Origin of the sequence: Polaromonas sp. LjRoot131 (assembly GCF_964252805.1) — a bacterium.
Lineage (GTDB): Bacteria > Pseudomonadota > Gammaproteobacteria > Burkholderiales > Burkholderiaceae_C > Polaromonas.
In genome coordinates this window covers 1,178,028-1,202,440 of record NZ_CAXUPF020000001.1, presented here as the reverse complement: position 1 = coordinate 1,202,440, position 24,413 = coordinate 1,178,028, and the positions used below count along the sequence as shown (strand labels likewise).

Sequence of the window (24,413 nt, the reverse complement as noted above, 5' to 3'; positions counted from 1 at the left end):
GTCTCCGGTTAGGTCCGTTCCGGCTCGGCGCGGACGGTTGTTTTGGGAACGGCGCGTTCCAGGTCTTTGAGGCTTTGTTTCAGTGTGCGCGCGGCGGTATCGACCACGGCGTCAGCGCGGGCATAGAGGGCTTCGCGGCTGGAGAGGATGCGGCGGATGTCCTCCATCGCCTCGTCGGTCGCGCCGCGGGTCGTGTCAAAAGGCCGCATGTCGCCCTGGGCCACCACGCGGGCCATGTGTTCCTCGGGGCTGGCCTTGAGCCACACGCAGTAAAAGCGGCTTTGCAGCAGGTCGAAGGTCTCGCGCTCGCTCACGATGCTGCCGCCGGTGGTCATGACCACGCCTTCCGGGTGGTCCTCGGCGATGCGGAACAGCGCACGGCGCTCATAGCGCCGGTAGCCGGCCTGCCCGTGCAGCAGCAGGATTTCGTTCATGCTGGTGCCCGCTTCGCGCTCGATCTCGCGGTCGAGTTCGATAAAAGGCACGCCGCGCTCGGCTGCCAGCTGGCTGCCCAAAGTGGACTTGCCCGCACCGCGCAGGCCTATCAGCGCCACACGCTGCTCGCGGCCCAGTGCGTCGCTGAGGCCGAATGTGCCGCCGAGCAGGCTGTAGGCCTGGTCCAGCTGGGCATCGTCCAGCCGCATCAGCAGGCCCTGCACGCGGGCCAGCGCCGGACGCGGCGCGTCCTGCAGCAGTTCCAGGATGGAGATGTTGAGTGCGCGGGCCGCGGCTTCCAGGGAATTGATGGACACATTGCCCTTGCCGCTTTCCACGTCGGCCAGGAAACGCTCGCTCAGGCCCGAATCCGAAGCCAGCTGTTTGCGCGTCATGCCGCGGCGGGCACGCCAGGCGCGAACGCGGGCGCCCAGTTCACTGAGCGTGGCTTTCGATTCCTGTTCAGACATGATTTCCAAGAGACACCTGTTTGAAAAATTAGGTTTTATGCAACTTTTACCGTTGCGCCCCGCATTAATTGCAGTATACTTCACTTTAACTTGATGTAAAGCAGTTTATTGCATCTTTTTTCTGGAGACTTTTTGATGAAACTCAAAATCCTTGTAGGCACAATGACCAGCACCGCTGACTATGTCGCACAAGCAATCCAGATGGATTGTGCGGATTTGGTGAGTGATATTGAAGTCGAGCTGATGGACAACCTGGACATCAGCGTCTTCGATGCGGCCAAAGCCGAAGATGCACTTTATCTCATCTGCAGTTCCACCTACGGCTCGGGCGACGTGCCCGACAACGCCCGCGCCCTTTATGAGTCCCTGGGCGCCAACCCCCAATTCCTCGGCCACGTGCGCTACGGCGTCATCGCGCTCGGCGACCGTACCTATATGCAGACCTTCTGCTTCGGCGGCAAAAAATTTGACGAGCGCCTGCAGGACCTGGGCGCGCAGCGCATCGGCGAGATCTGGTGCCATGACGCGAGCAGCGGCACCATGCCGGAAACCGAAGGCACCGAGTGGTGCCGCCAGTGGCTCACCAGCGCCCTGCAGACATTGGGGGCCAGTTCCGCCACCGCCTGACGCGCAAGAAGAAACGATCCCGTAGCGCTTGATGAGCGTGCGCAAGCAGCTACCAAAACAACAGAAATCTGGAGACAAGCATGCAAGAAAGCAGCGCCGACCATTCGGCAAGCCCTCCCCGGGTGACCATCCCGCGTGACTACAACGCGGCGCACGACCTGCTGGCGCGCAATGCCACGCGCCCCGGCAAAGTGGCCTTTATGGACGCGCTGAGCGGCGAGCAACTCACCTACGGCGAACTCACCGAACAATCCCACCGCTTTGCCAATGCCCTGCGCGCCCAGGGCTTCGCCCCCGAAAGCCGTGTGCTGCTGGCCATGCTGGACACGCCGCAATGGCCGGTCGCTTTCCTGGGCTGCATCCTCGCAGGCGTGCTGCCCGTGGCGGCCAACACCTTGCTGACCACGCAGGACTTCGACTTCATGCTGCGCGACTCACGCGCCCAGGGCCTGGTCGTTTCGCATGCGCTGCTGCCGGCTTTTGAGCCGCTGCTGGGCAAGGTCGACACGCTCAAGTCCGTGATCGTCGCCGGCGCCGACGAGTCCGCACCACACACCACGATGGCCGCCCTGCTGCGCGCATCCCCGGCCACGCCCAGCGTTGCGGCCACCTGTGCCGACGATGCCTGCTTCTGGCTTTATTCCAGCGGCTCAACCGGCGCGCCCAAGGGCACGGTGCACCTGCACAGCCACCTGATCCAGACGGCGGAGCTTTATGGCCGCGGTGTGCTGGGCATACGCGAGTCCGACGTGGTGTATTCCGCCGCCAAGCTGTTTTTCGCTTACGGCCTGGGCAATGCGCTGACGTTCCCGATGAGCGTGGGCGCCACCACCGTGCTGTTGCCGGCGCGGCCGGCGCCTGCCGATGTCTTCGCGCTGCTCAAAAAATACCAGCCCACGATTTTTTACGGCGTGCCCACGCTGTATGCCGCCCTGCTCGCCGACCCGGCGCGGCCGGCGAAGGCCGAGCTGAGCCTGCGCGTCTGCACCAGTGCGGGCGAAGCCCTGCCCGCCGAGATCGGCAAGAAGTGGACGGCGCACTACGGCTGCGAAATCCTCGACGGCATAGGCTCCACCGAAATGCTGCACATCTTTTTGTCCAACCGTCCCGGCCAGGTGCGCTACGGAACGACCGGCCAGGCGGTTCCGGGCTATGCGCTGCGCATCATCGGCGATGACGGCCGCGAATGCGCCGACGGCGAGATCGGCGAACTGCAGATCAGCGGCCCCAGCGCCGCCATCATGTACTGGAACAACCGCGCCAAGACCAAGGCCACCTTCGCCGGTGAATGGACCAAAAGCGGCGACAAGTACACACGCGACGCCGACGGCTTCTACACCTATGGCGGGCGCAGCGACGACATGCTCAAGGTCGGCGGCATTTACGTCTCTCCTTTCGAGGTGGAGGCCTGCCTGATGACGCACGCGGCCGTGCTCGAGGTGGCGGTGATCGGCGTGGCCGACGCCGACGAGCTCGTCAAGCCCAAGGCCTATGTAGTGTTCAAGGCAGGCCAGAGCGCCACCATGGACGAACTCAAGGCCCACGTGAAGCAGCAGCTCGCGCCCTACAAGTACCCGCGCTGGATAGAGTTCGTCAGCGAGCTGCCCAAGACGGCCACCGGCAAGATCCAGCGCTTCAAGCTACGCCAGCCACGCTGAAGCGCACCGTGCACAAACCCGCCGTGCCGCAAAAATACCGCAAAAAAGTTGCAGACAGGCCCGGATCGGGCACAGCTATTGCTTTAGACGTAAACAATTCAACCCTCAATCTCGGGTTTTACACTAGGGCCGCCCACGCAACGCACGCTTACTATTCGTCTAACTGTTTTCAGTCTCAACCAGGAGCTATTCCATGACCTCACGCCGTCTCATACTGACCCGAAGCGCCGCCATGATAGGCGCCGCCTCCACCGGCCTTTTGCTCCCCGAAATCGTGCGTGCGCAGTCCGCCAAGGTGCGTGTGGGTTTCATGCTGCCCTACACCGGCACATTCGCCCAGCTCGGCGTGGCCATTGAAAACGGCTTTCGCATGGCCATCAACGAGCAAGGCGGCAAGCTCGGCGGCCGCGAGATCGAATTTTTCAAGGTGGACGACGAATCCGAGCCGTCCAAAGGCATTGAAAACGCCAACAAGCTGGTGCAGCGCGACAAGGTCGACGTGCTGGTCGGCACGGTGCACTCGGGCGTGCAAATGGGCATCCAGAAAGTCGCGCGCGACAGCGGCGTGCTGAGCCTGATCCCCAATGCCGGCGTGCATGCCGCCACCCGCAGCCTGTGCGCACCCAATGTGTTCCGCACTTCCTTCACCAACTCGCAGCCGACCCGCGCCCTGGGCAAGGCCATGGTGGACCGCGGCCACAAGAAGGCCGTCTGGATCACCTGGAAATACGCCGCGGGCGACGAGGCGTTTGAAGGCTTCAAGGAAAGCTACACCGCCGCGGGCGGCACCATCGTCAAGGAGCTGGGCCTGCCCTTCCCGCAGGTCGAATTCCAGGCCCTGCTGACCGAAATCGCCGCGCTCAAGCCTGACGCCGTGGCCTGCTTCTTCGCCGGCGGCGGCGCCGCCAAGTTCATCCGCGACTACGCCGCCGCGGGCCTCAAGGAGAAGATCCCGCTGTACGGCTCCGGCTTCCTGACCGAAGGCGTGCTCGACGCCGCCGGCCCCGCCGCCAACGGCATCGTCACGACCATGCACTACAGCGACTCGCTGCCGACGCTGCGCAACGGCCAGTTCCGCCTCAACTACGCCAAGACCTTCAGGATGCAGCCCGACGTCTACGCCGTGCAGGGCTACGACACCGGCCTGCTGCTGATCCAGGGCGCCAACGCCGTCAAGGGCGACCTGAGCAGCAAGCCGGCCCTCTACAAAGCCATGGAAAGCGCCGTCATCGACAGCCCGCGCGGCAAATGGACCATGAGCCCTTCGCACAACCCGGTGCAGGACATGTACCTCCGCGTGGTCGAGAACAAGGAAAACAAGGTGATTGGCGTTGCAGCCAAGGCCCTGGCAGACTCCGGCGCCGGCTGCAAGATGGTCTGATCGCTTTAGTTTCAGTGCAATGGGAGGTCTTCAGGCCTCCCATTTTTTTGAACAAAGCTGGCACGGACCATGCTGACGGGTCTTTAGCAATGCTATCTTTAAGCCCATGACGCTCACCACCTATCTCCTCTACGTCGCAGCCGTCGCGCTGCTGATCCTCACGCCCGGTCCGACCATGCTGATGTGCATGACGAATGCGCTCAACCACGGCCCGCGCAAGGCCATGACCTCGGTGGCGGGAAGCGTCGCGGCGGTACTATGCGTCATGCTGCTGTCGGCCATGGGCCTGGGGGCCTTGCTCGCGGCATCCGAAACCGCCTTTACCGTGGCCAAGGTCATTGGCGCGGCCTACCTGATCTGGCTCGGGATCAAGACCTTCCGCAGCGAAGCGGCTGTCTTTGACCCGGCCGCCGGCGAAGCACCGGCCCAGCGCCGTTCGTTCTTTCTGCGCGGCTTCCTCGTCGGTGCCAGCAACCCCAAGGCCGTGCTGTTTTTCGCGGCCTTCTTCCCGCAGTTCCTGAACCCGGCCGCACCGTTTGTGCCGCAGTTCGCCATCCTCGCCCTGACCTTCATGGCCTTCGAGTTCACCGTGCTCACCTGCTGCGCACTCGGCGTGTCGCGCATCGCGCCGCTGCTGCGTTCCAGCCGTGCCGTACGCTGGTTTAACCGGGTATCGGGTGGCCTGTTTACGCTGATGGGCAACCTCCTTCTGTTCACGCGTCGCCACACTTAATCGGATTTATGGATCTCGCCAACTTCCTCATCCAGCTGCTCAACAGCGTCCAGTACGGCCTGCTGCTGTTCATGCTGGCCGCCGGCCTGACGCTGATCTTCGGCATCATGGGTGTCGTCAACCTGGCCCATGGCAGCTTCTACATGCTGGGGGCCTACCTGGCCTGGTCGCTCAGCACGCTGACGGGCAGCCTGACGCTGGCCATCATCGGCGGTGCGGTGCTGTCGGTCATCTTCGGCCTGGCGCTGGAGTGGCTGCTGTTCCGCCACTTCTACAAGCGCGACCACCTCGACCAGGTGCTGCTGACCTTCGGCCTGATCTACATCTTTGAGGAAGTGCGCTCCATCCTCTGGGGTGACGACGTGCACGGCGTCACGATTCCCGATCTGCTGAGCGCCTCGGTCCCGCTGACCGACAACCTCTCTTATCCCGTCTACCGCCTCTTCATGTCGGGCGTCTGCATTGCGCTGGCGCTGGGCCTTTATTTCATGATCTCCAAAACTCGCCTGGGCATGAAGATACGCGCCGGCGCCTTTAACCGCGACATGGCCGAATCGCTGGGCATCAACATCAAGCTGATCCATGCCGTGGTGTTTGCGCTGGGCGTGGGCCTGGCGGCAGTGGCCGGCATGATCGCCGCGCCGGTCGCCAGCGTTTATCCGAACATGGGTTCGCAAGTGCTCATCATGTGTTTTGTGGTGGTGGTGATAGGCGGCATAGGCTCGGTGCGCGGCGCGCTGATTTCCGCGCTGCTGGTCGGCCTGGTCGACACCTTCGGCAAGGTGCTGCTGCCTTCGATGGCGGGCATGCTGGTGTATATGTTGATGGCTGCTGTCCTTTTGTGGAAGCCAGAAGGACTGTTCAAGCAATGAGCACCGCAAAAGCAAACCTCGAAATCCTGCCGCGCGGCGTGCAGGTGGCGCTTGGGCTCGGCCTCATCGCGCTGGTCGCCTTCCCCTTTGTCGGCACCGACTTCTACACCCAGATGGTCACGCGCATGATGATCATGGCGATCTTCGCGATGAGCCTGGACCTGCTGCAGGGCGTGAGCGGCCTGGTGTCTCTGGGCCATGCGGCCTACTTCGGGCTGGCCGGCTATGCGCTGGCCTTCCTGACCCCCGCGGGTGAACCTGTGAGCCTGTGGTGGACGCTGCCGGTGGCCGTGCTGGCTTCCGGCCTGGCCGCGCTCATCATCGGCTTCTTTGTGGTGCGCACCCACGGCATCTACTTCATCATGGTCACCATGGCGTTTGCGCAGATGGTGTTCTACCTCTTCTTCGACAACAAGGCCCTGGGCGGCTCCGACGGGCTTTACGTCAACTTCAAGCCCAGCGCGGCCGTCTTCGGCTGGGTGCCTTTCGACCTGGACAGCAAACTCACGCTGTACTACTTCACGCTGGGCGCCATGCTGGGGGTTTACGCCTTCTTGCGCCGCCTGCTCTGGAGCCCCTTCGGCCGCACGCTGGCCGGCATACGCGTCAACGAGCACCGCATGCGCGCCATGGGCTTCGGCACCTTTGGCTACAAACTTTCAGCCTTCACGCTGGCCGGCGCGCTCGCCGGCCTGGCCGGTTACCTGTGGGGCACGCAGACCGGCTACATCAACCCCGAACTGATGGGCTTTCACATGAGCGCGCATGCCATCATGATGGTCATCCTGGGCGGCATGGGCAATTTCGCGGGTGCCATCGTCGGCGCCTTCGCGTTTGAATACCTGCTGCACGTCTTCAAGGACCTGCCGCAAATCGGCAGCGTCAACCTCGGCAAGCACTGGCAGCTGTGGATGGGCCTCTTCATCGTACTGCTGGTGACCTTCGCGCCGCGCGGCATCCTGGGCCTGGTCGAAAAATTCACCCAGCGCAAAGCCAAGGCGGAGGCCGGCCATGAGTGAAGTCCTGCTCAGTGCAAAGAACCTGACCAAACGCTTCGGCGGCCTGGCCGCGGTCAACGATGTGTCGGTGGACCTCTGGCGCAACCACATCCACGCGGTCATAGGCCCCAACGGCGCCGGCAAGTCCACCTTGACCAACCTGCTCTCAGGCGACCTGCCGCCGACCTCGGGCACGGTGACGCTGGGTGGCCACGACGTGACCGGCTGGACGCCCGAAAAGATCTCGAACAAGGGCCTGGGCCGCAGCTACCAGAAGACCAATATCTTTTTGCCTTTCAGCGTCTGGGAAAACGTCAGGCTGGCCTCGCAGTCGCGCGCGCCGCATGCCGCGCACTGGCTCAAGCGTGCCACCAGCTTCACAGCGGTCAATGCCCGCGCCGAAGAGGCGCTGGAACTGGCCGGCCTGCAAAACCGCAAGCACAGCATCGCCGGCACCATCAGCCACGGTGAGCAGCGCCAGCTTGAAATCGCCATGACGCTGGCCACCGAGCCACAGGTGCTGCTGCTCGATGAGCCGCTGGCCGGCATGGGCGTGGCCGAGGCCGAGCGCATGGTCGCCCTGCTGCTGGCCATCAAGAAAAACCACGGCATCCTGCTGGTCGAGCACGACATGGACGCGGTGTTCACGCTGGCCGACAAACTCACCGTGATGGTCAACGGCCAGGTGATCGCCAGCGGCACGCCCGCACAAATCCGCGCCGATGCCGGCGTGCAGGCGGCCTACCTCGGAGAAGAACACTGATGAACGCCCCCGAGAAACAGATCGACATCCTGATCGGCGCCCAGGACCTCAACACCTACTACGGTGCCAGCCACGTGCTGCGCGGCATCGACTTTCACGTCGCACGCGGCGAGACGATTGGCCTCATGGGCCGCAACGGCATGGGCAAGAGCACCCTGCTCAAAAGCATCATGGGCCTGGTCAAGCCGCGCTCGGGCTCGGTCGCGATCAACGGCAGGCCCATGACGGGCGCCCCGCCCTACGAAATCGCCCGCCTCGGCATCGCCTACGTGCCCGAAGGCCGCGGGATTTTCGGCAACCTCAGCGTGGTGGAAAACCTCAAGATGGCGGCACGCGCCGGCACCCAGGGCCAGCGCGACTGGACCTATGAGCGCGTGCTCGACACCTTCCCGCGCCTGAAGGAACGCCTGAACCACGGCGGCCAGCAGCTCTCGGGCGGCGAACAGCAGATGCTGACCATAGGGCGCGCGCTCATGACCAACCCCGACGTGCTGATCCTCGACGAGGCCACCGAAGGCCTGGCGCCGCTGATCGCACGCGACATCTGGCGCATCTGCGGCCTGATCCGCGAAACCGGCATCAGCAGCGTGATCGTCGACAAGAACTGGAAGCACGTCACCCAGATCACCGACCGCAACGTGATCCTGGTCAAGGGCCAGGTCGTGTTTGAGGGCAGCTCACCCGAGCTGCATGCGAAGCCTGAGTTGCTGGCGCAGTACCTGGGCGTATGAGCCGGGAGTTGCCAGGGAGCGGCAACCATGAAGCTATCACCGGCCACCTCGACACTGAGCCTCACCGTGCTGGCCATGCTCGCCTTTGCGGGCAACTCGCTCCTGTGCCGCCTCGCACTGCGCAGCACGCCGATTGACGCGGCCAGCTTCACGGCCCTTCGCATCGCCTCGGGCGCGCTGGTGCTCTGGCTTTTCATGTGGCGACGTGGCGTCACCGCAACCGGCAACTGGCCGTCGGCCGGGGCGCTGTTCGTTTACGCGGCCGCATTCTCGCTGGCCTACGTAAGCCTGCCGGCGGCGACGGGTGCCCTGCTGCTGTTCGGCTCGGTGCAGCTCACGATGCTGGGCACCGGGCTGGCCCGCGGCGAGCGGCTGGGCGCCAGACAAAGCGCCGGCCTGGCAATTGCCGTTGTGGGCCTCATCGCACTGTTGCTGCCGGGCGCCGCCGCCCCAAGCTTGCCGTCGGCCATGTTGATGTTGCTGGCCGGCATCGCTTGGGCGGTGTATTCACTGCGCGGAAAATACGCCGGTGACGCGACGCGGGCCACCGCCGGAAACTTCCTGCGCGCCACGCCGCCAGCGCTGTTGTTGGCCGGCTTGATGTTTCCGCAGCTGACCTGGGATATGCGCGGGGCGGCATATGCCGTGACCTCCGGCGCACTCACTTCCGGTGTGGGGTATATCGTCTGGTACGCGGCGGTGAAGCGGCTTCCCGCCACTACGGCGGCCTCGGTACAACTGTCGGTGCCGGCCATCACCGCGCTGGGCGGTATCGTCTTTCTGGGGGAGCCACTGGGCTGGGCGCTCGCCGCCTGCTGCGCGGCCATTCTGGGCGGCGTCGCGCTGGCCGTGCGCCCTTCGCCACCCAAAAGCTAAAGCAAGGAACGCAATCCCGCGTCGCGTCAGGCGGGGCTGGTACACAACTTGCTCCGATTTTTCCGTCCGGTCCGGGGCACGCACCAGTGCGCCGACGACGGGCATGAAATCCCCATTCCCACTGAAAGCAAGCCATGCCTTCCACCCGCGCCATCCGTCCATTTTTTCTGGCGGCCCTCTGCGCCGCGTCCAGCCTGTTCGCCACGCTGTCTTCGGCACAGGACGCCTACCCCAGCCGGCCGGTCAAGGTCATCGTCGCCTTGCCGGCGGGCGGCAGTGTGGACATGGTGGCGCGGCAGATCAGCCAGCAGCTGACGGCCGACCTGGGCCAGCCCTTTGTGGTGGACAACCGGGCGGGCGGATCCGGCCAGATCGGTGTGCCGGTGGTGGCAAAAGCGCCACCGGACGGCTACACCCTCATGGTGTCACCCGCGTCCTTCCTGACCACCAACAAAAGCATCTTCAAGACCCTCCCCTACAACCCCGAAACCGACTTTGTGCCGGTGACCAAGCTGGTCAACCAGGCCATGGTGCTGGTGGTACGCGACAAGGCGAAATACGCCACCCCGGCCGACGTGCTGGCGGCCGCCAAAGCCACTCCCGGCAAGCTGACCTATGCTTCCTCGGGCGACGGCAGTCCTCAGCACCTGGCCGGCCTCATGTTTGAAAGCCGGACCGGCGTGAAACTGCTGCATATTCCGTACAAGGGCGGCGCACCGGCCATCACCGACCTCATAGGCGGCGTGGTGGACATGGCCTTCGCCCCGTTGCCGGAGGCGCTGCCGCACATCAAGTCCGGCAAGCTGCACCCGGTGGGCGTGCTCAGCGAGAAACGCGCCATCTCGGCACCGGACATTCCGACGCTGAAAGAAGGCGGCGTGAACAACGTGGTGCTGTCGGCCTGGATCGCCCTGCTAGCACCCGCCAAAACGCCCCAGCCTGTCCTGGACAGCCTCGGCAAGTCCGTGAAGGCCATGCTTCGAGGCGATGCCAAAAGCAAGTTCATTGACATCGGTATGGAGCCGGCCGTCGACGAAGCCAAACCCTTGATGCAGGTGATTTCGGAAGAGATCCGTATCCATGCCGACCTCGTGAAAGCGGCCGGGCTGGTGCCGCAGTAAGGCTGGGCTACAGCAAGGAGCGCAACTCCCGCGCCGCATCCAGCAGCAAGGGCAGCAATTCCTTCTGCATCACCTCCACCCGCAGGCGCTGCGGCGAGGACACCACGTTGAGCGCGGCCACCGTGCGGCCCTGCATGTCGCGCAGCGGCACGGCCAGCGCGTGCACGCCCAGTTCATGCTCCTCGCTGGCCAGGCAAAAATCGTCCAGCCTCACCTGCTCGACCAGGGCCTTGAGCTTGCGCGGGTCGGTGGTCGTGTGCAAGGTCAGCCGCGCCAGGTTGCCGGTTTCGGTTTTCGCCTTGAGCCAGGCGCTGAATTCGCTCTTGGTCTTGGCGGCCAGCAGGATGCGGCCGGTGGAAGTGGCATGCGCCGGCAGGCGCGCGCCCAGGTGCAGGCCGTAAGCCAGCACGCGGGCCGGCGCCGCCTTTGGGTCGCCTGAGGATTTCCACTCAAAGCCGCTGCGCCCGATGATGACGATCTCGTCGCCGTCCAGCACCGCGACCGAAAACGACTCCTGCGCCTGCGCGGCCAGCCGGTTCAGCGCGGGCTGGATGGCGCGCGGCAGGCGCGCCGTCGCCAGGTAGCTGCCGGAGAAACGCAGCACCTTGGGTGCCAGCCAGAAATAGCTGCCGTCGGTTTCCAGGTAGCCCAGGTGCGTGAGCGTGAGCAGGTGCCGGCGTGCCGCCGCGCGCGTGATGCCGGCGCGCTCGGCCGCCAGCGTGGCATTGAGGCGCTGGCGCTGTGTGTCGAAGCTCTCCAGCACCGCCATGCCCTTGGCCATGCCTTCGATCATGTCGGCCTTGGCAATCGGGAAGGCACCGGTTTTTGGAACGGTTCGGGAGGTGACCATTGCGCGATCATCGCACAAACAGGCCAAACATCGTGCAAAGCCGCTTGCCGCCACTGGCGATCCGAAGTCGCGCGCCCTACCCTTGAGGCCAACAGGATTTACGGGAGACAGACATGCGTGTACAGGTTGCCATCGTGGGCGGCGGCCCCGCCGGGCATTTGCTCGGCCAGCTGCTTTACAAGGCCGGCATCAGCGCCATCGTGATCGAGCAGCGCAGCCAGGACTATGTGCTGGGCCGCATACGCGCGGGTGTGCTCGAGCAAGGCACGACCGACCTGCTCGATGAAGCCGGCGTGGGCAGCCGCATGCATGTCGAAGGCCTGGTGCACGGCGGTTTTTCGCTGAGCTTCGGCGGCGACCACCACCGCATAGACCTGCAGCAGCTCACCGGCGGAAAAAGCGTCATGGTCTACGGCCAGACCGAGGTGACGCGCGACCTCATGAATGCGCGCACCGCGGCGGGCCTGGCCACCGCCTATGAAGCCGAAAACGTCAGCCTGCACGACTTCGACGGCACGCGGCCCAAGGTGCGCTATGTGCAGCATGGTGTGGCGCATGAGGTCGAATGCGACTTCATCGCCGGTTGCGACGGCTTTCACGGCGTGAGCCGCGCCAGCGTGCCTCCCGGCGCGATGCAGACCTTTGAGCGTGTCTACCCCTTCGGCTGGCTGGGTGTGCTGTCGGAGACGCCGCCCGTGGCCGAAGAGCTGGTCTACAGCAACCACGCGCGCGGCTTCGCCCTGTGCAGCATGCGCAGCCACACGCGCAGCCGCTACTACGTGCAGTGCGCCCTGGATGACAAGGTCGAGCGCTGGAGCGACGATGCCTTCTGGGATGAGTTGCGCAGCCGCCTGGCACCCGAGCTCGCCGAAAGCCTGGTGACCGGTCCCTCGATTGAAAAAAGCATTGCCCCGCTGCGCAGCTTTGTGGCCGAGCCCATGCGCTTCGGCCGCTTGTTCCTGGCCGGCGACGCCGCCCACATCGTGCCGCCCACGGGTGCCAAGGGCTTGAACCTGGCGGCCAGCGACGTGCGGTACCTGGCGCGCGCGCTGGCCGGTTTTTACGCCGGCGACGAAACCGGCATAGACCGCTATTCAGAGACCTGTTTGCACCGCGTCTGGAAAGCAGTGCGCTTTTCCTGGTGGTTCACCTCGCTGATGCACCAGTTTCCCGATGGCGGGGAATTCGGCCACAAGCTGCAGCAGGCGGAACTGGACTACCTGATCCATTCGTCGGCCGCTTCAACGGCCTTGGCCGAAAACTATGTGGGCCTGCCGCTTTAAGCCGCTTGTTTGAGGCGTACCGTCAGGCTGTTCCCGCCGCGCCAATGGCCTGCCGGGCCCAGACCAGCAACTGCCCCGGGTCATCAAGCAGCTCGGCAGGCGCAGCATAGTACTTGCGCACCTGCACCACACCGTTTTTGGTGGAATAGCTGAAGGGCTTGGAACCCTTCTTTTCGTAGGCCGGCCGCGAACCGTCGTCGACCCGGAAGTACAAGATGTTGCCCATGACCATGGCGAATTGGTTTCCGCCATGCTTCATCGCGTGGCCGCCAAAGAACTTGCCGTCGCGGATGTCACCCAGGGGCGCCAGCAGTTCACGCACATACGCGACGAATTCGGCATTTGCGCTCACGCTGTCTGCTCCGCGCTTGGCCGGCCAAAGGTGACGGCCTGCTTGACCTCTGGCGGCGCCGTCGCGGCCAGCTGCCAGTCCGGCCTCACGCCCAGGGCGTCGTTGATGGTGGAAAACGCCAGCCGGAATGCCACAAAAGCCGTGGCTTCAAAAATTTCCCGCTCGGAGAAGCCCGCCGCGCGGAGTGCTTCCACATCTTCCGGCGTGGTGGCGTTCGGGTTTCCGGCAACCTTGCGCGCCCATGCCGACAAGGCCTGGTCACGCGGCGTCAGCGCATCGCTCTCAAGATCCTGCAAAACAGCCGCGGCGGTCGAAGCACCGCTTGCCGCGGCAAGCTTTTTGCCCCAAGCCAACGCGCAATAGGAGTCGCCAAGGCTTGCGGCGGTGGCGCAGACAATCACCGCCAGTTCACGGTCCGACAGGGAGGATTGCGTCGTCAACAATCCCCGCAAGGCGGAGAAGGCCTCGCAGACTTCCGGCCGCCAGGCCCACAGGTGGCTGAGGTTCATCACAAAGCCCTGCTGCTCCAGGTCGCTCTTGTACAGGCGCGAACTCGCCTCGCTCTCAGCGGGAACTTGCAAAAACATGGTGGGTGTCCTTCTGGCAATGGGATGGATCGGCTGGCGACGCGGGTGCTTTCGAGCACCGGCCGAGTCTACGCCGCGCCCATGCAACGCGCCTCCTGCATCTAAGGGAGGCCGGCCGTCCAGCCCGTCTTCAAAGCGATGGACGCCTGCCGCCCGTCAGGCATTGCGGGTCGTTGAAAGTGGCCGGGTTGTTGCGGTCGCAGGGGATGCTGCAGTTGCTGGATCCGCGGCAGGCCGACTTGACGGACTCCTTCGCGGTCTGCTCCCAGTTGATGGCGCTGCAGGCGCTCAGCAGGGTGACGAGCACCGCAGCAAGGGCACGACGTTTCATGGGGAAGTTCCTGAGCAAAAGATCAATGGGTGTCGTCCGGCCGGGAAACCAGCAAGTCTCCCGGCTGGCAATCGAGAAATTCACAGATGCGCATCAGCGTGTCAAAGCGCACGCCCTTGACCTTGCCCTGTTTGAGCAGGGAAAGGTTGGCTTCGGTGATGCCGACGTAGGCGGCCAGGTCCTTGGACCGGGCCTTGCGTTCGGAGAGCATCACATCGAGTTTGACGACGATGGGCATGCGCGAGAGACGGAAAAAATCAGACGAACTGCGCGTTCTCTTCGGCCAGCGCGACGGCACGCGCCATCACGGCGGCGATCTGCCACACCATGCCGGCGAACAGCAGGGTCAGCAACTCGTTGCTGCCCAGGCCCAGCGACAGCGCACGCTGCCCGGCCGGCGCACCCATGGTCAGGATCACCGTGACCAGCGTGGACGCCAGCACCCCCGTGACCACGGACGCAAAAATGCCGGCGGCAAAACCGCGCAGGTACTTGACGGTGCGCAGGCTGAAGTACTCCGCCTGCGAAAACCCCGAAAAGCAGCGCATTGCGCACACCAGGCCGTAGGACGCACAGCACACCGGCAGCACCCCCAGCAGGGCGGTCAGGCATTTTTGCCCCAGCGTGATGTCCATGGCGGCGGCCTGCGCGGCTTGCGGCGAGAGGCCCGCGCGCATCAGCAGGCTGTCCACCGGCGTGCTCAGCAGGTGGTAGGCCACCGCCAGCGGCAGCGCCACCGCGAGCAAGGCGCAGGCCCAGGCCAGCACGCTGCTGATGCCCTGCACATCGGGCCCGGAAGGGGCCAGGGGAGTTGCTGTGTGTTTCAAGGGAGCACCTCTTGTCTTGTGAAGAGGGCTTCAGTGTCGCAGAATAATTACCGTAAAACAATAATTAATATCTTTAAAACAGAAACTATCTGGATAATTTTGGACGCTTTAGCGACAACCCGCGCTACCGCAGGCAAAGGTTTGGGGTAAATTGCCTGCACACCGGCGAGCCGGGCCGGCCTTCTCTTCACGCTTCCCATCCATTCAATGCCCATTTCCAAATCCCCCGCCGCCCGCAAAGCACCCTCCTCGCCCGCCCCCATCCAGCCGCTCAAAGGCGTGCGTGTGCTGAGCCTGGCACTCAACCTGCCCGGCCCGGCGGCGCTGATGCGTTGCCGGCAGATGGGTGCGAGCTGCGTGAAACTTGAGCCGCCGGCCCCCGCAGGCGCGCCGGCCGGCGCCTCGGGCGACCCGATGAAGCTCTATAACCCGAAGGCGTATGCGGCGCTGCACGACGGCGTGCGCATTACCACGGCCGACCTCAAGACCGAACGCGGCCAGGCCTTGCTGCACCGCGAACTCGCGAAGGCCGACGTTCTGCTCACCTCGTTCAGGCCCTCGGCCCTGATCAAACTCGGGCTGAGCTGGACGACCCTGCACAAGCAGCACCCGCAGCTCAGCCAGGTCGCCATCGTCGGCAGCCCGGGCGAGCGCGCCGAAGAACCCGGCCACGACCTCACCTACCTGGCCGAAAACGACCTGGTCACCGGGCTGGACTTGCCCGCCACGCTGTACGCCGACATGGGCGGCTCGCTGATGGCCAGCGAAGCCGTGCTGCAAGCCGTGATGCACCAGCGAAGCAAGGGAAAAGGCGCGCACCTTGAAGTCGCCCTCTCCGCCGCGGCCGGCCACCTGGCCCTGCCGCGCAGTTGGGGCCTGACGCAACCCGGCGCAGCCGTGGGTGGCGGCCATGCGGGTTACCGCCTCTACGCCTGCAAGGACGGCCGCGTCGCGCTGGCGGCGCTGGAGCCGCACTTCGCGGCCGGCCTGTGCGCCGCCGCCGGCGTCCAGGCCTCGGGCATGAAGGCGATGTTTGCGCCGGCCACGCATGCGGCGATTGAAGCCTGGCTTCGCGGCAAGACACGCAAGGAGCTGGACGCGCTGGCCGTGGAGAAAGACATCCCGCTGCACACGCTGGCACGGTGACGCACACATGAGGAAACAGGGAACGATTGCACGCTGGGACACGGGCCGCGGGTTTGGATTCATCCGCGGTTCAGCATCAAGCGCGGACGTCTTTTTTCATCTGCGGGATTTGCGCGGCGGCCTGCAGCCGCGCGAAGGCATGCTTGTCACCTTCGAGGAAATTCACGTCGGCGGCAAAGGGCCGCGTGCGATGGCCGTCGAAGCAATGCGCACAACGCCGGGCCTCGCCTCCGGCAACGCTCAAGCGCGAAACCCTGCGCGGCCCCGCCCTCAAAACCGGGGCACACCGCGGCGTCGCACACAGAGACAAACAGGCGCCCCGGCTACCAGCTCCGGCTCCGGCTTCGGGTTCATGCTGATCGCCAGCATGGCTTACGCTGGCTTGCTGCTGTGGGCCGTCTGGAAGTCGCTGCTGCCTTGGTGGACATTGCCAGCCTCATTTCTCCTCAACCTGGTGACGTTTTGGATGTACTGGGCAGACAAACGCGCAGCGCAAACCGACCGGTGGCGCACACCTGAGAGCACGCTGCAACTGCTGGCGCTTGCAGGCGGCTGGCCAGGCGCGTGGCTGGCTCAGCAGGTCTTGCGGCACAAGTCGAGCAAGGTGTCTTTTCGGGCTGTCTACTGGCTGATGGTTTTATCGCACGGCCTGCTTCTCGGGGCATGGCTGTTTTGGCCGCCCCTGAGGCGGTCATTATTTGCCATGCTGTAGTTCCGGCAATCAGGCCGCGCACCTCACCAGCTCACAAACCTCACGAAGCCCGTCGCGCCAGCACCACCATCGCCGCCCCCAGCAGCAAGGCGCCCACGCCCTGCTGCGCGCTCAAGGGCTCGGCAAACAGCCAGGCCGCCGCGACGGCGGCCACCAGCGGCTCCACCAGCGTGCCTATCACCGTCGCGGTCGGCGACAGGCGGCGCGCGCCCCAGGCGAAGGCCAGGTAGGCGATCGAGGTGGTGAAGATGCCGGTGTAGCCCACCTGTAGCCAGGCGGTGGTGTGCTGCGGCCAGGTCACACCTTGCGCGATAGCCATGGCCAGCATCAGCAGCGCGGCCGCGCTCATGCTCCAGGCCGAGGCCGTGACTGCCGGGATGTGCGACGGCATGCGCGCATTGCCCAGCACCACCAGCGAATACAGCGCGGCCGACGCCAGGGACCAGGCCAGGCCGGCCGCGTAATGCGCCGGCAGGCTCAAGCCCTCGCCGGGCATGGCGATCAGGCCCACCCCCAGCAGTGCGAGGGACAGCGCCAGCAGCAGCCGGCCGCTGGCGCGCTCATAGCCACGCAGCACCGACAGCAGCGCCACGATCACAGGTGCGCAGCAGATCGAGATCACCGTCGGCAGTGCCGCACCTATGTGGCCCATGGCGATGAACCAGCTCGTGACGTTGAGCGCCATCGCCAGGCCCGTGCCGACCACGAGCGCCTGGCCGCGGCGGGGCAGTTGCCGCCATTGGGCGGTATGCGGCGCGGCCGGCAGTTGCCGCCAGTGCCACCACCACAAGAGCGGCAGGCCCAGCGCGAAGCGCGCCAGGGACAGGCTGTAGGGCGCCATGCCCCCGGCCATCACAGACTGGGCCACCAGGGCGCCCACGCCCCACAAGACGCCCGCAAGCAAGACACCGCCCCAGGCCAGGGTGGCCGATGTTTGGGTTTTCATGAAAATTCTCCGTCCGTGCGCCTGCCGCAGGCGGGGTTGCCGCGAAAAAAGCAGGCAGGCGCGTCAACTCAAGGCCGCGCGCCGTTCCGCTGGAACTGGCACGGCCAAAGGGCGCAGCCCGGCGTCAAGCCGGGTGCATCACAGGCTGACGGAGGGGGGAGAAAGCTGGAGTTGCATGGCCGGGATCTTAGCCGAACATTCTGGACAGCAGCCGCCGGGCCGAAGCGGCTCAGAACAGACGTTCAACCTGGTAGCCGCGTGCCGCCATCAACGCCGGAAGGCCTGTCGGGCCGACCATGTGCATCGCCCCCACTGCGGCGAAAAGTTTTCGCCCCTCGCCGTGGAGCTCATGGATGCTTTGCGCCAGGCCGGGATTGCGGTCGTCCAGCACCCTCTTCATCAGCTTTCGCTCGCCTTCGGTCCTGGCGCATTCGCACCAGGCCTGGTAGTTGTCGAGTTCGGCGAGATCGGCGGTCTCCCACACCACGGCCACCTTGCGAAGCACCGGGCGGAGACGGTCTGCCTCGAGGTCATCGAGCCAATCGCGGACCATGGCTTCGACCTCGGCATCGTCTTGCGAGAAAAGCGCCTTGAGCTGAAGTTCAACGGTTTCCAGGGAAACGACCGGCCGCCCCACGCTCCGGGCGATCAGCGAAAGCAGGATTTCGCTGCCGTAGCTGGGATCAAAACCGTCCCGGCTGGCCGCCATGTAGGTCAGGGTCAACGCCTGCATCTCCGCCGGGATCTGGCCCGCGGCATCACCCGGCAGGCACGCGGCCTCCCAGAATTTTTTCACGCGGGCCCGGAGTGCCGCGGGCAGCTTGCCCGGCCCTTTGGCCGCCAGCGCGGCCGCCATTTCGCGCTGGACGGCTTCATCAAGCGGGTCAAGCTCGAGGGCCAGCAGGTCGGTTTGTTGCAGGGCCCGCTTGACCAGCGGCCCAGGCGCCGCCCATTGCGCCTTCCCCACATGAATGGTGCCGTAGAGATAGGAGGAGTGGCCGTCCCTGGTGATGCGCCAGAGCGGCCCGCGATCGCGGGCCTGCCTGGCCGCGGCGTCAAACAGCTCCGGGGAAAACGGCTTGGCGCCCGGTGGGCAAGCCGGCGCATCGGCCGCGGCGGCGATGGTGGAACCCAGCAGAATAAGCAACGCCAGGCACAAGGCACTGCGTGCAAACCATCGCGTCATGGCATCTCCCTTTTTTTGTGCCCGGCAAGTTTACAAGGAAGCCATCCCCCTCAGCCTGATGCCGGCACACCGCCTCGCCCGGGCCGCTCAAACACCTGCCTGACAAAGGCATACAAGGCCCACAGCAGCAGCAAGGGAATCACCAGGGTCTGCAGCACAAAGATCACGATGAGCTTGATGATGTGCTCGGTGGCCTGCTCGGCCGCGCGCTTGAGGTTGTCGAAATGCCGGCCCACGTCGCCGTTTTTCGCCAGCCAGTCTTTCATGCTCTCGACCAGGCCGCGGTTGTCGGGCGCGGCCGCGGCGGCGGGGGTGAGCTGCACGGCCTGTCCCGTCGCGCCGTCTATCAGCTGCTGGCTGGCCGCGTAATCGGCCGCCAGGAATTTTTGCCACAGCAGGTCGCTGCCCAGGGTCACCACCGGGACGGCAAAGCGCAGCATCAGCAAAATCACCAGCAGCCTGGACAGCCAGGACGGCGCCCGCGACCTGCGCAGGGAGAACCACCACCAGCCCAGCGCCGCAGCGCTCAAGGCCAGCGACACCGGCCAGTAGCCACCTATGCTGATCAGCGCCTTCTGGATGCCGAACGCAACGCTGGCTGCCAGCATCAGGTGCGAGAACTGCTCCACCAGGTCGTTCACCGGATCCAGGATTTGCCCGGGCGTCAAGGTCACGCCCACGCCGAAAGGCTGCACCGATGCCTCGGTCCCCTGCGCGACGGAGATCACGGCATTGAGCAGGCGTGCCGTCGCGAAGCTGACCAGCGCGCGCTTGAGGCCCGCGTCGACCTGCCGCATGGCCGGCGCATCAAGAGGTGCCAGCCAGGCGCAGGCCGTGACGGCCGCCATGGTGAAAGCCACAAGGGCTCTGCGTGCAATGTGCATGGGTCTCTCCGGGAGGGTGATCAGAGACGTATTTGGCCGAAGCCGCTGCGGCGATCACTTCGCCCGCCGCGGCTGCGGGCTATCTTGCCAGAAGCGGCAGCCTGACGGTGCCGCGCTTAGCGGCCCTTGCGGCCCGAAGGCTTGCCGCCAGCGCCCTGCGCCAGCGGCGGCAGGCCGGTGTGGCGCGTCAGCAGGCGGCCCTTGACCACCGGCGCAGCCTTGGCCGGGGCAGCGGTGCCCGTCGAGTTCTTGCGGCGCGCACTGGTGTAGCTGCCGTCGGTCAGCGGCTGGAAAGTCGGGATCAGGTGGTGCTTGCCGTTGCCGATCAGGTCGGCGCGGCCCATGGCTTTAAGGGCCTCGCGCAGCACCGGCCAGTTGTTGGGATCGTGGTAGCGCAAAAAGGCCTTGTGCAGCCGGCGGCGGCGTTCGCCGCGCACGATGTCCACCGTCTCGCTGTCGCGCGTGATCTTGCGCAGCGGATTCTTGTTGGTGTGGTACATCGTCGTGGCCGTGGCCATGGGGCTGGGGTAGAAGGTCTGCACCTGGTCGGCGCGGAAACCATTCTTCTTGAGCCAGATCGCCAGGTTCATCATGTCTTCGTCGCTGGTGCCCGGGTGGGCCGCGATGAAATACGGGATCAGGAACTGCTTCTTGCCGGCTTCGAGGCTGTACTTCTCGAACATCTGCTTGAACTTGTCATAGCTGCCGATGCCGGGCTTCATCATCTTGGTGAGCGGGCCCTGCTCGGTGTGCTCGGGCGCGATCTTGAGGTAGCCGCCCACGTGGTGCGTGACGAGTTCCTTCACGTACTCCGGGCTTTGCACGGCCAGGTCGTAGCGCAAGCCGGAGCTGATGAGGATTTTCTTCACGCCCTTCAAGGCCCGCGCACGGCGGTACATCTTGATCAGCGGGTTGTGGTCGGTGTTGAGGTTGGAGCAGATGCCCGGATACACGCACGAGGGCTTGCGGCAGGCGGCCTCGATCTCGGGCGACTTGCAGCCTATGCGGTACATATTGGCGGTGGGCCCGCCCAGGTCGGAGATCGCGCCGGTAAAACCCTTGACGGTGTCGCGGATCGCCTCGATCTCGCGGATCACCGAGTCTTCGGAGCGGCTCTGGATGATGCGGCCCTCGTGCTCGGTGATCGAGCAGAAGGTGCAGCCGCCGAAGCAGCCGCGCATGATGTTGACGGAGAAACGAATCATCTCCCAGGCGGGAATCTTGGTCGCGCCGTCGTGGCTGCCGTTCTCGTCGGCGTAACGCGGGTGCGGCGAGCGGGCATAAGGCAGGTCGAAGACGTAGTCCATCTCGGCCGTGGTCAGCGGGATGGGCGGCGGCGTGATCCACACGTCGCGCGCCGTGGCGCCCTCGCCGTGCGCCTGCACCAGCGCGCGGGCGTTGCCGGGGTTGGTTTCCAGGTGCAGCACGCGGTTGGCGTGGGCGTAGAGCACCGCATCGCTCTTCACCTGCTCGTAGGAAGGCAGGCGGATCACCGAACGGTCGCGCGGCGGGACCTTGATCTTGCCCTGCGCCGTCTGCACGGTGGACGGGAGGTTTGGGTTGGCGACAAAGGTCAGAGGCTTGATGGCCGGGTTGGCTTGCGCCGCCGCCTTTGCCACGACAGGTGAGCCCACCGACTCGGCCTTGACCGCCACTTCAGCAGCCTCATCCTCGCGTGCGCAGCTCGCGCCCTGCTCGCGCGCCTGGTCGGAAATCATCAAATACGGGTTGACGTGCGCCTCGACGCGGCCCGGCGCGTCCACGCTGGTGGAGTCGATCTCGAACCAGCCCTGGGCGCTTTCGTCGCCGCTGCGGCGTATGAAGGCCGTGCCGCGCACGTCGGTGATGCTGGCGACCGGTTCCTTGGCCGCCAACCGATGCGCGATCTCGACGATGGCCCGTTCGGCATTGCCGTAGAGCAGCAGGTCGCATTTCGCATCGACCACCACGCTGCGGCGCACCTTGTCGGACCAGTAGTCGTAATGCGCGATGCGGCGCAGCGAGCCTTCGATGCCGCCCAGGATGATGGGCACGTCCTTGTAGGCCTCGCGGCAACGCTGCGAATACACCAGGGCCGCGCGGTCCGGGCGCTTGCCGCCCACGTCGCCGGGGGTGTAGGCGTCGTCGCTGCGGATCTTGTGGTCAGCCGTGTAGCGGTTGATCATCGAGTCCATGTTGCCGGCGGTCACGCCGAAGAACAGGTTGGGCTTGCCCAGCACCCGGAAGGGATCGGCGCTGTGCCACTCGGGCTGGGCGATGATGCCCACGCGAAAGCCCTGGGCCTCCAGCATGCGGCCTATGACGGCCATGCCGAAACTCGGGTGGTCCACATAGGCGTCGCCCGTGACCACGATGATGTCGCAGCTGTCCCAGCCGAGCGCGTCCATCTCGGCCCGGCTGGTGGGCAGGAATTTGGCGGTGCCGAAGCGGGCCGCCCAGTACTTGCGGTAGCTGGTCAGCGGCTTGGCGGCGCGCGTAAAGAAGGAGACGTCGACGGGGGCGTTCATGGGGGCTTTGGGTAACCCTCGATTGTAAGGTTTACCCTGAGTTGTGCCTCTTTATCCGGCATTTAAGCCCTACAAAGGTCTCACTACAGGCCCTCAGCGTGGTTAAAGTGGCTCAGTGGCGACGGATTGCACCGCTTTTCACCTCCAAATCACAGCCATGACACCTTACACCGCCGGCCTGCTCGCCGACCTGATGTTGCTGCTGCACGTGGCCATCGTCGCTTTTGCCGTGCTGGGCCAGCTGCTGTTCATGGCCGGCGGCCTGCGCGGCTGGGCCTGGGTGCGGGTGATGTGGGTCCGGCTGGCGCACCTCGCGCTGATCGCCTTTGTGGTGCTGCAAAGCTGGCTGGGCCAAATATGCCCCCTCACCATTTGGGAACAGTCGCTGCGATTGCAGGCCGGGCAAGAAGCTTATGCCGAATCGTTTATCGAGTACTGGCTTTCAAGGCTGATTTTTTTCAACGCGCCTGCCTGGGTGTTCATGGTGGCCTATACCGCGTTCGGCATGCTGGTCTTGCTGAGTTGGTGGTGGTGGCCGCCGCGCCGGAATCGCGGGCCCCGAACTCAGCCGTGAACCTGCCGGCTGTCCGCCGGCGCTTCGTCGCGTTCTTTCATGCCGTAATCGCGCAGCACATGGGCCACACGCAGCCTGTAGTCCTCAAACACCCCGCCGCGCCCGCGGCTTTGCGCATGACGGTGGATTTCCAGCTTGCGCCATTCCAGCACGGCGGCCTCATCGCGGAAGAAGGACAGCGACAGCAGCTTGCCCGGCGTGCTCAGGCTTTCAAAACGTTCGATGGAAATAAAGCCGTCGATTTTCTCGAGTTGCGGCCTGAGCGCCGCCGCGATGTCGAGGTAGGTCTGCTTCTGGCCCTGGGCGGGCAGTACTTCAAAAATAATCGCGATCATGGTGGCCTTTTTGTTGTGGTGAGCCGGGTGTGATGCTGGCATCAAGCGGTAAAAACCGGAATCCGGGCATTCATGGACGGCCGGTAAGTCCAGGTGAACGATGCCGGATCCTTGAACCGGCCTGACACCAGTAGGGCCCGGACAGCCGCCGCCGCAATCACGCAAGCCAGCGCCTGGCCCGGACACTGGTGCGCGCCATGACCGAAGCCGGGCACCTCGCGATCCGGGCGCTCCAGCAGGAATTCGTCTGGCCTGGCGTTGCATGCGGGGTCGCGGCCCGCGGCGGCCAGCACCAGCAGCACCACATCGCCGGCCTGCAGCGAAACGCCCACGACCTCGGTGGCCTCGGCCACAAAGCGGCGCGTGTTGTGGATGGAAGGGTCATAACGGCTGACCTCATGGACCATCTGCAGCAGCTGGCCGGGCTCACGTTCCATGGCCTCCAGCAGGCCAGGCCGTGTGGCCAGGGCCGCGATGCTGTTGCCGATCAAACCCGCCGTGGCTTCATAGGTTTGCGACAGCAGGCCGATTGCATTGCATAGCAGGGCCTGCGCATCGTGCCAGCCGGCCCGCGCCGCTTCCTGCAGCAGACGCGCCAGCGCGCTACCGGGCTGGACTGCGGCTCCTTTCACCAACCCCGAAAAGCACGTGAGCAAAGCCGATGCGGCATCGCCGGCCGCCGCGAGTTGGGTCGGCGTGCTGAGCGGCGACAGGCAGGCGACAAAGTCGGCCATCCAGCGCGCCACCTGGGGCAGTTCATCTTCGGCAAAGCCCAGCAGGTCGGCCACCGCCATCACGGGCACCTCAAACGCCCAGCGCGACAAGGCCTCCCCCCGTAAAGCGCCCTCCCCGGCTACTTTGAAGGCCAGGGCCTCAGTTCTGGCCTGTACGCGCTCCAGGTCCACCGCCGCCAGAAAACGCAGCAGCGCAAGCTTGGGCGCGTCGTGCCGCAGGCCTTCGTTCATGCGCACCAGGTGGCCGAAAACCTCGCCGGCCGCCGAGCCGATGATGGCTGCCGGCACAGGCTCGGCGACGGGGCGCACGCGGCAAGCCGGGTTAGCCAGGACAGCCTTGACACTCGCGGCGCTGCAGGCAATCCAGAGCTTGCGCGGTGCGTCAAATACCAAGTCAGGGCCGGTAATCAGCGTTGCGTAATACGGATAAGGGTTGCGGTGGGCGGAGGCCGCGAGGATGTTTTCAGGGTTCGTGTCGAGGTGCATGGCCATCA

Annotated in this window: 27 protein-coding genes and 1 pseudogene; 15 read left to right on the top strand and 13 right to left on the bottom strand. The window is 65.1% G+C overall.

Features of this window, described 5'->3' with window-relative positions; translation table 11 throughout:
- Positions 1 to 8: 8 nt before the first annotated feature.
- A complete protein-coding gene (locus ACSQ27_RS05530) occupies positions 9 to 905 on the bottom strand; it encodes a helix-turn-helix transcriptional regulator (protein ID WP_436154458.1) in 897 nt (298 codons plus the stop codon).
- Positions 906 to 1,040: 135 nt separating this feature from the next.
- On the opposite strand from ACSQ27_RS05530, the gene ACSQ27_RS05525 reads away from it, so the two are divergent.
- From ACSQ27_RS05525 to ACSQ27_RS05475, 11 genes and pseudogenes are all read left to right on the top strand, one after another.
- Positions 1,041 to 1,532 carry a flavodoxin domain-containing protein gene (locus tag ACSQ27_RS05525; RefSeq protein ID WP_436154457.1) on the top strand — a complete coding sequence of 164 codons (492 nt, stop codon included), beginning with the start codon at positions 1,041 to 1,043 and terminating at the stop codon, positions 1,530 to 1,532.
- Between the two features lie 80 nt (positions 1,533 to 1,612).
- Positions 1,613 to 3,190, top strand: a complete 1,578-nt coding sequence (locus ACSQ27_RS05520) for a benzoate-CoA ligase family protein (protein ID WP_436154456.1) — start codon at positions 1,613 to 1,615, stop codon at positions 3,188 to 3,190.
- A 193-nt stretch (positions 3,191 to 3,383) separates the two neighbouring features.
- Positions 3,384 to 4,571: an ABC transporter substrate-binding protein gene (locus tag ACSQ27_RS05515; RefSeq protein WP_436154455.1), complete on the top strand. Its 1,188-nt coding sequence runs from the start codon at positions 3,384 to 3,386 to the stop codon at positions 4,569 to 4,571.
- Positions 4,572 to 4,677: 106 nt separating this feature from the next.
- Positions 4,678 to 5,304 (top strand): LysE family translocator, encoded by a 627-nt coding sequence (locus tag ACSQ27_RS05510; RefSeq protein ID WP_436154454.1) that lies wholly within the window; start codon positions 4,678 to 4,680, stop codon positions 5,302 to 5,304.
- An 8-nt stretch (positions 5,305 to 5,312) separates the two neighbouring features.
- Complete coding sequence (locus tag ACSQ27_RS05505; RefSeq protein WP_436154453.1) at positions 5,313 to 6,176, top strand: branched-chain amino acid ABC transporter permease; 864 nt, start codon at positions 5,313 to 5,315, stop codon at positions 6,174 to 6,176.
- Entirely contained in the window at positions 6,173 to 7,195 is a 1,023-nt protein-coding gene (locus ACSQ27_RS05500) for a branched-chain amino acid ABC transporter permease (protein ID WP_436154452.1), read from the top strand. Before ACSQ27_RS05505 ends, ACSQ27_RS05500 begins: the two co-directional genes overlap by 4 nt.
- Positions 7,188 to 7,706 (top strand): annotated as a pseudogene (locus ACSQ27_RS05495) (ABC transporter ATP-binding protein); the annotation flags it as partial. The gene ACSQ27_RS05500 and the pseudogene ACSQ27_RS05495, both read left to right, overlap by 8 nt.
- A 15-nt stretch (positions 7,707 to 7,721) precedes the next feature.
- Positions 7,722 to 7,937: a hypothetical protein gene (locus ACSQ27_RS05490; RefSeq protein WP_436155406.1), complete on the top strand. Its 216-nt coding sequence runs from the start codon at positions 7,722 to 7,724 to the stop codon at positions 7,935 to 7,937.
- Positions 7,937 to 8,668, top strand: a complete 732-nt coding sequence (locus ACSQ27_RS05485) for an ABC transporter ATP-binding protein (RefSeq protein WP_436154451.1) — start codon at positions 7,937 to 7,939, stop codon at positions 8,666 to 8,668. The genes ACSQ27_RS05490 and ACSQ27_RS05485 overlap by 1 nt, the downstream gene beginning before the upstream one ends.
- A 27-nt stretch (positions 8,669 to 8,695) precedes the next feature.
- On the top strand, positions 8,696 to 9,544 hold the full coding sequence (locus ACSQ27_RS05480; protein ID WP_436154450.1) for a DMT family transporter: 849 nt from the start codon (positions 8,696 to 8,698) through the stop codon (positions 9,542 to 9,544).
- 134 nt (positions 9,545 to 9,678) lie between these two features.
- A complete protein-coding gene (locus ACSQ27_RS05475; RefSeq protein WP_436154449.1) occupies positions 9,679 to 10,665 on the top strand; it encodes a Bug family tripartite tricarboxylate transporter substrate binding protein in 987 nt (328 codons plus the stop codon).
- A gap of 7 nt (positions 10,666 to 10,672) precedes the next feature.
- Here the strand turns inward: ACSQ27_RS05475 and ACSQ27_RS05470 are convergent, their stop codons facing one another.
- On the bottom strand, positions 10,673 to 11,515 hold the full coding sequence (locus ACSQ27_RS05470) for an IclR family transcriptional regulator domain-containing protein (protein WP_436154448.1): 843 nt from the start codon (positions 11,513 to 11,515) through the stop codon (positions 10,673 to 10,675).
- 113 nt (positions 11,516 to 11,628) lie between these two features.
- Here ACSQ27_RS05470 and pobA point away from each other — a divergent pair, with 113 nt between their 5' ends.
- Positions 11,629 to 12,798: a 4-hydroxybenzoate 3-monooxygenase gene (gene pobA / locus ACSQ27_RS05465; protein ID WP_436154447.1), complete on the top strand. Its 1,170-nt coding sequence runs from the start codon at positions 11,629 to 11,631 to the stop codon at positions 12,796 to 12,798.
- Between the two features lie 22 nt (positions 12,799 to 12,820).
- Here the strand turns inward: pobA and ACSQ27_RS05460 are convergent, their stop codons facing one another.
- From ACSQ27_RS05460 to ACSQ27_RS05440, 5 genes are all read right to left on the bottom strand, one after another.
- Positions 12,821 to 13,150, bottom strand: coding sequence for a TfoX/Sxy family protein (locus ACSQ27_RS05460; RefSeq protein ID WP_436154446.1), 330 nt, complete (start codon positions 13,148 to 13,150; stop codon positions 12,821 to 12,823).
- On the bottom strand, positions 13,147 to 13,659 hold the full coding sequence (locus tag ACSQ27_RS05455) for a carboxymuconolactone decarboxylase family protein (protein ID WP_436154445.1): 513 nt from the start codon (positions 13,657 to 13,659) through the stop codon (positions 13,147 to 13,149). Before ACSQ27_RS05455 ends, ACSQ27_RS05460 begins: the two co-directional genes overlap by 4 nt.
- A 208-nt stretch (positions 13,660 to 13,867) precedes the next feature.
- Positions 13,868 to 14,068: a hypothetical protein gene (locus ACSQ27_RS05450; RefSeq protein ID WP_436154444.1), complete on the bottom strand. Its 201-nt coding sequence runs from the start codon at positions 14,066 to 14,068 to the stop codon at positions 13,868 to 13,870.
- Between the two features lie 22 nt (positions 14,069 to 14,090).
- Positions 14,091 to 14,306 carry a helix-turn-helix domain-containing protein gene (locus ACSQ27_RS05445; protein ID WP_436154443.1) on the bottom strand — a complete coding sequence of 72 codons (216 nt, stop codon included), beginning with the start codon at positions 14,304 to 14,306 and terminating at the stop codon, positions 14,091 to 14,093.
- 19 nt (positions 14,307 to 14,325) lie between these two features.
- Entirely contained in the window at positions 14,326 to 14,895 is a 570-nt protein-coding gene (locus ACSQ27_RS05440) for a DUF2975 domain-containing protein (RefSeq protein ID WP_436154442.1), read from the bottom strand.
- A 207-nt stretch (positions 14,896 to 15,102) separates the two neighbouring features.
- Here ACSQ27_RS05440 and ACSQ27_RS05435 point away from each other — a divergent pair, with 207 nt between their 5' ends.
- Both ACSQ27_RS05435 and ACSQ27_RS05430 read left to right on the top strand, forming a co-directional pair.
- Positions 15,103 to 16,041 (top strand): CoA transferase, encoded by a 939-nt coding sequence (locus tag ACSQ27_RS05435; protein ID WP_436154441.1) that lies wholly within the window; start codon positions 15,103 to 15,105, stop codon positions 16,039 to 16,041.
- Positions 16,042 to 16,048: 7 nt separating this feature from the next.
- Positions 16,049 to 16,753, top strand: coding sequence for a DUF1294 domain-containing protein (locus ACSQ27_RS05430; RefSeq protein ID WP_436154440.1), 705 nt, complete (start codon positions 16,049 to 16,051; stop codon positions 16,751 to 16,753).
- Between the two features lie 40 nt (positions 16,754 to 16,793).
- Here the strand turns inward: ACSQ27_RS05430 and ACSQ27_RS05425 are convergent, their stop codons facing one another.
- From ACSQ27_RS05425 to ACSQ27_RS05410, 4 genes are all read right to left on the bottom strand, one after another.
- Positions 16,794 to 17,699: a DMT family transporter gene (locus ACSQ27_RS05425; protein ID WP_436154439.1), complete on the bottom strand. Its 906-nt coding sequence runs from the start codon at positions 17,697 to 17,699 to the stop codon at positions 16,794 to 16,796.
- 229 nt (positions 17,700 to 17,928) lie between these two features.
- On the bottom strand, positions 17,929 to 18,885 hold the full coding sequence (locus ACSQ27_RS05420) for a TraB/GumN family protein (protein WP_436154438.1): 957 nt from the start codon (positions 18,883 to 18,885) through the stop codon (positions 17,929 to 17,931).
- A 50-nt stretch (positions 18,886 to 18,935) separates the two neighbouring features.
- Positions 18,936 to 19,769 (bottom strand): hypothetical protein, encoded by an 834-nt coding sequence (locus ACSQ27_RS05415; RefSeq protein ID WP_436154437.1) that lies wholly within the window; start codon positions 19,767 to 19,769, stop codon positions 18,936 to 18,938.
- Between the two features lie 116 nt (positions 19,770 to 19,885).
- Positions 19,886 to 22,276, bottom strand: a complete 2,391-nt coding sequence (locus ACSQ27_RS05410; RefSeq protein ID WP_436154436.1) for a YgiQ family radical SAM protein — start codon at positions 22,274 to 22,276, stop codon at positions 19,886 to 19,888.
- A 157-nt stretch (positions 22,277 to 22,433) separates the two neighbouring features.
- Here ACSQ27_RS05410 and ACSQ27_RS05405 point away from each other — a divergent pair, with 157 nt between their 5' ends.
- A complete protein-coding gene (locus ACSQ27_RS05405; protein ID WP_436154435.1) occupies positions 22,434 to 22,850 on the top strand; it encodes a DUF2784 domain-containing protein in 417 nt (138 codons plus the stop codon).
- Here the strand turns inward: ACSQ27_RS05405 and ACSQ27_RS05400 are convergent.
- Both ACSQ27_RS05400 and ACSQ27_RS05395 read right to left on the bottom strand, forming a co-directional pair.
- On the bottom strand, positions 22,841 to 23,185 hold the full coding sequence (locus ACSQ27_RS05400; RefSeq protein WP_436154434.1) for an antibiotic biosynthesis monooxygenase family protein: 345 nt from the start codon (positions 23,183 to 23,185) through the stop codon (positions 22,841 to 22,843). The two genes, ACSQ27_RS05405 and ACSQ27_RS05400, sit on opposite strands and share 10 nt — an antisense overlap.
- 41 nt (positions 23,186 to 23,226) lie before the next feature.
- On the bottom strand, positions 23,227 to 24,405 hold the full coding sequence (locus ACSQ27_RS05395) for a cytochrome P450 (RefSeq protein WP_436154433.1): 1,179 nt from the start codon (positions 24,403 to 24,405) through the stop codon (positions 23,227 to 23,229).
- Positions 24,406 to 24,413: the final 8 nt, after the last annotated feature.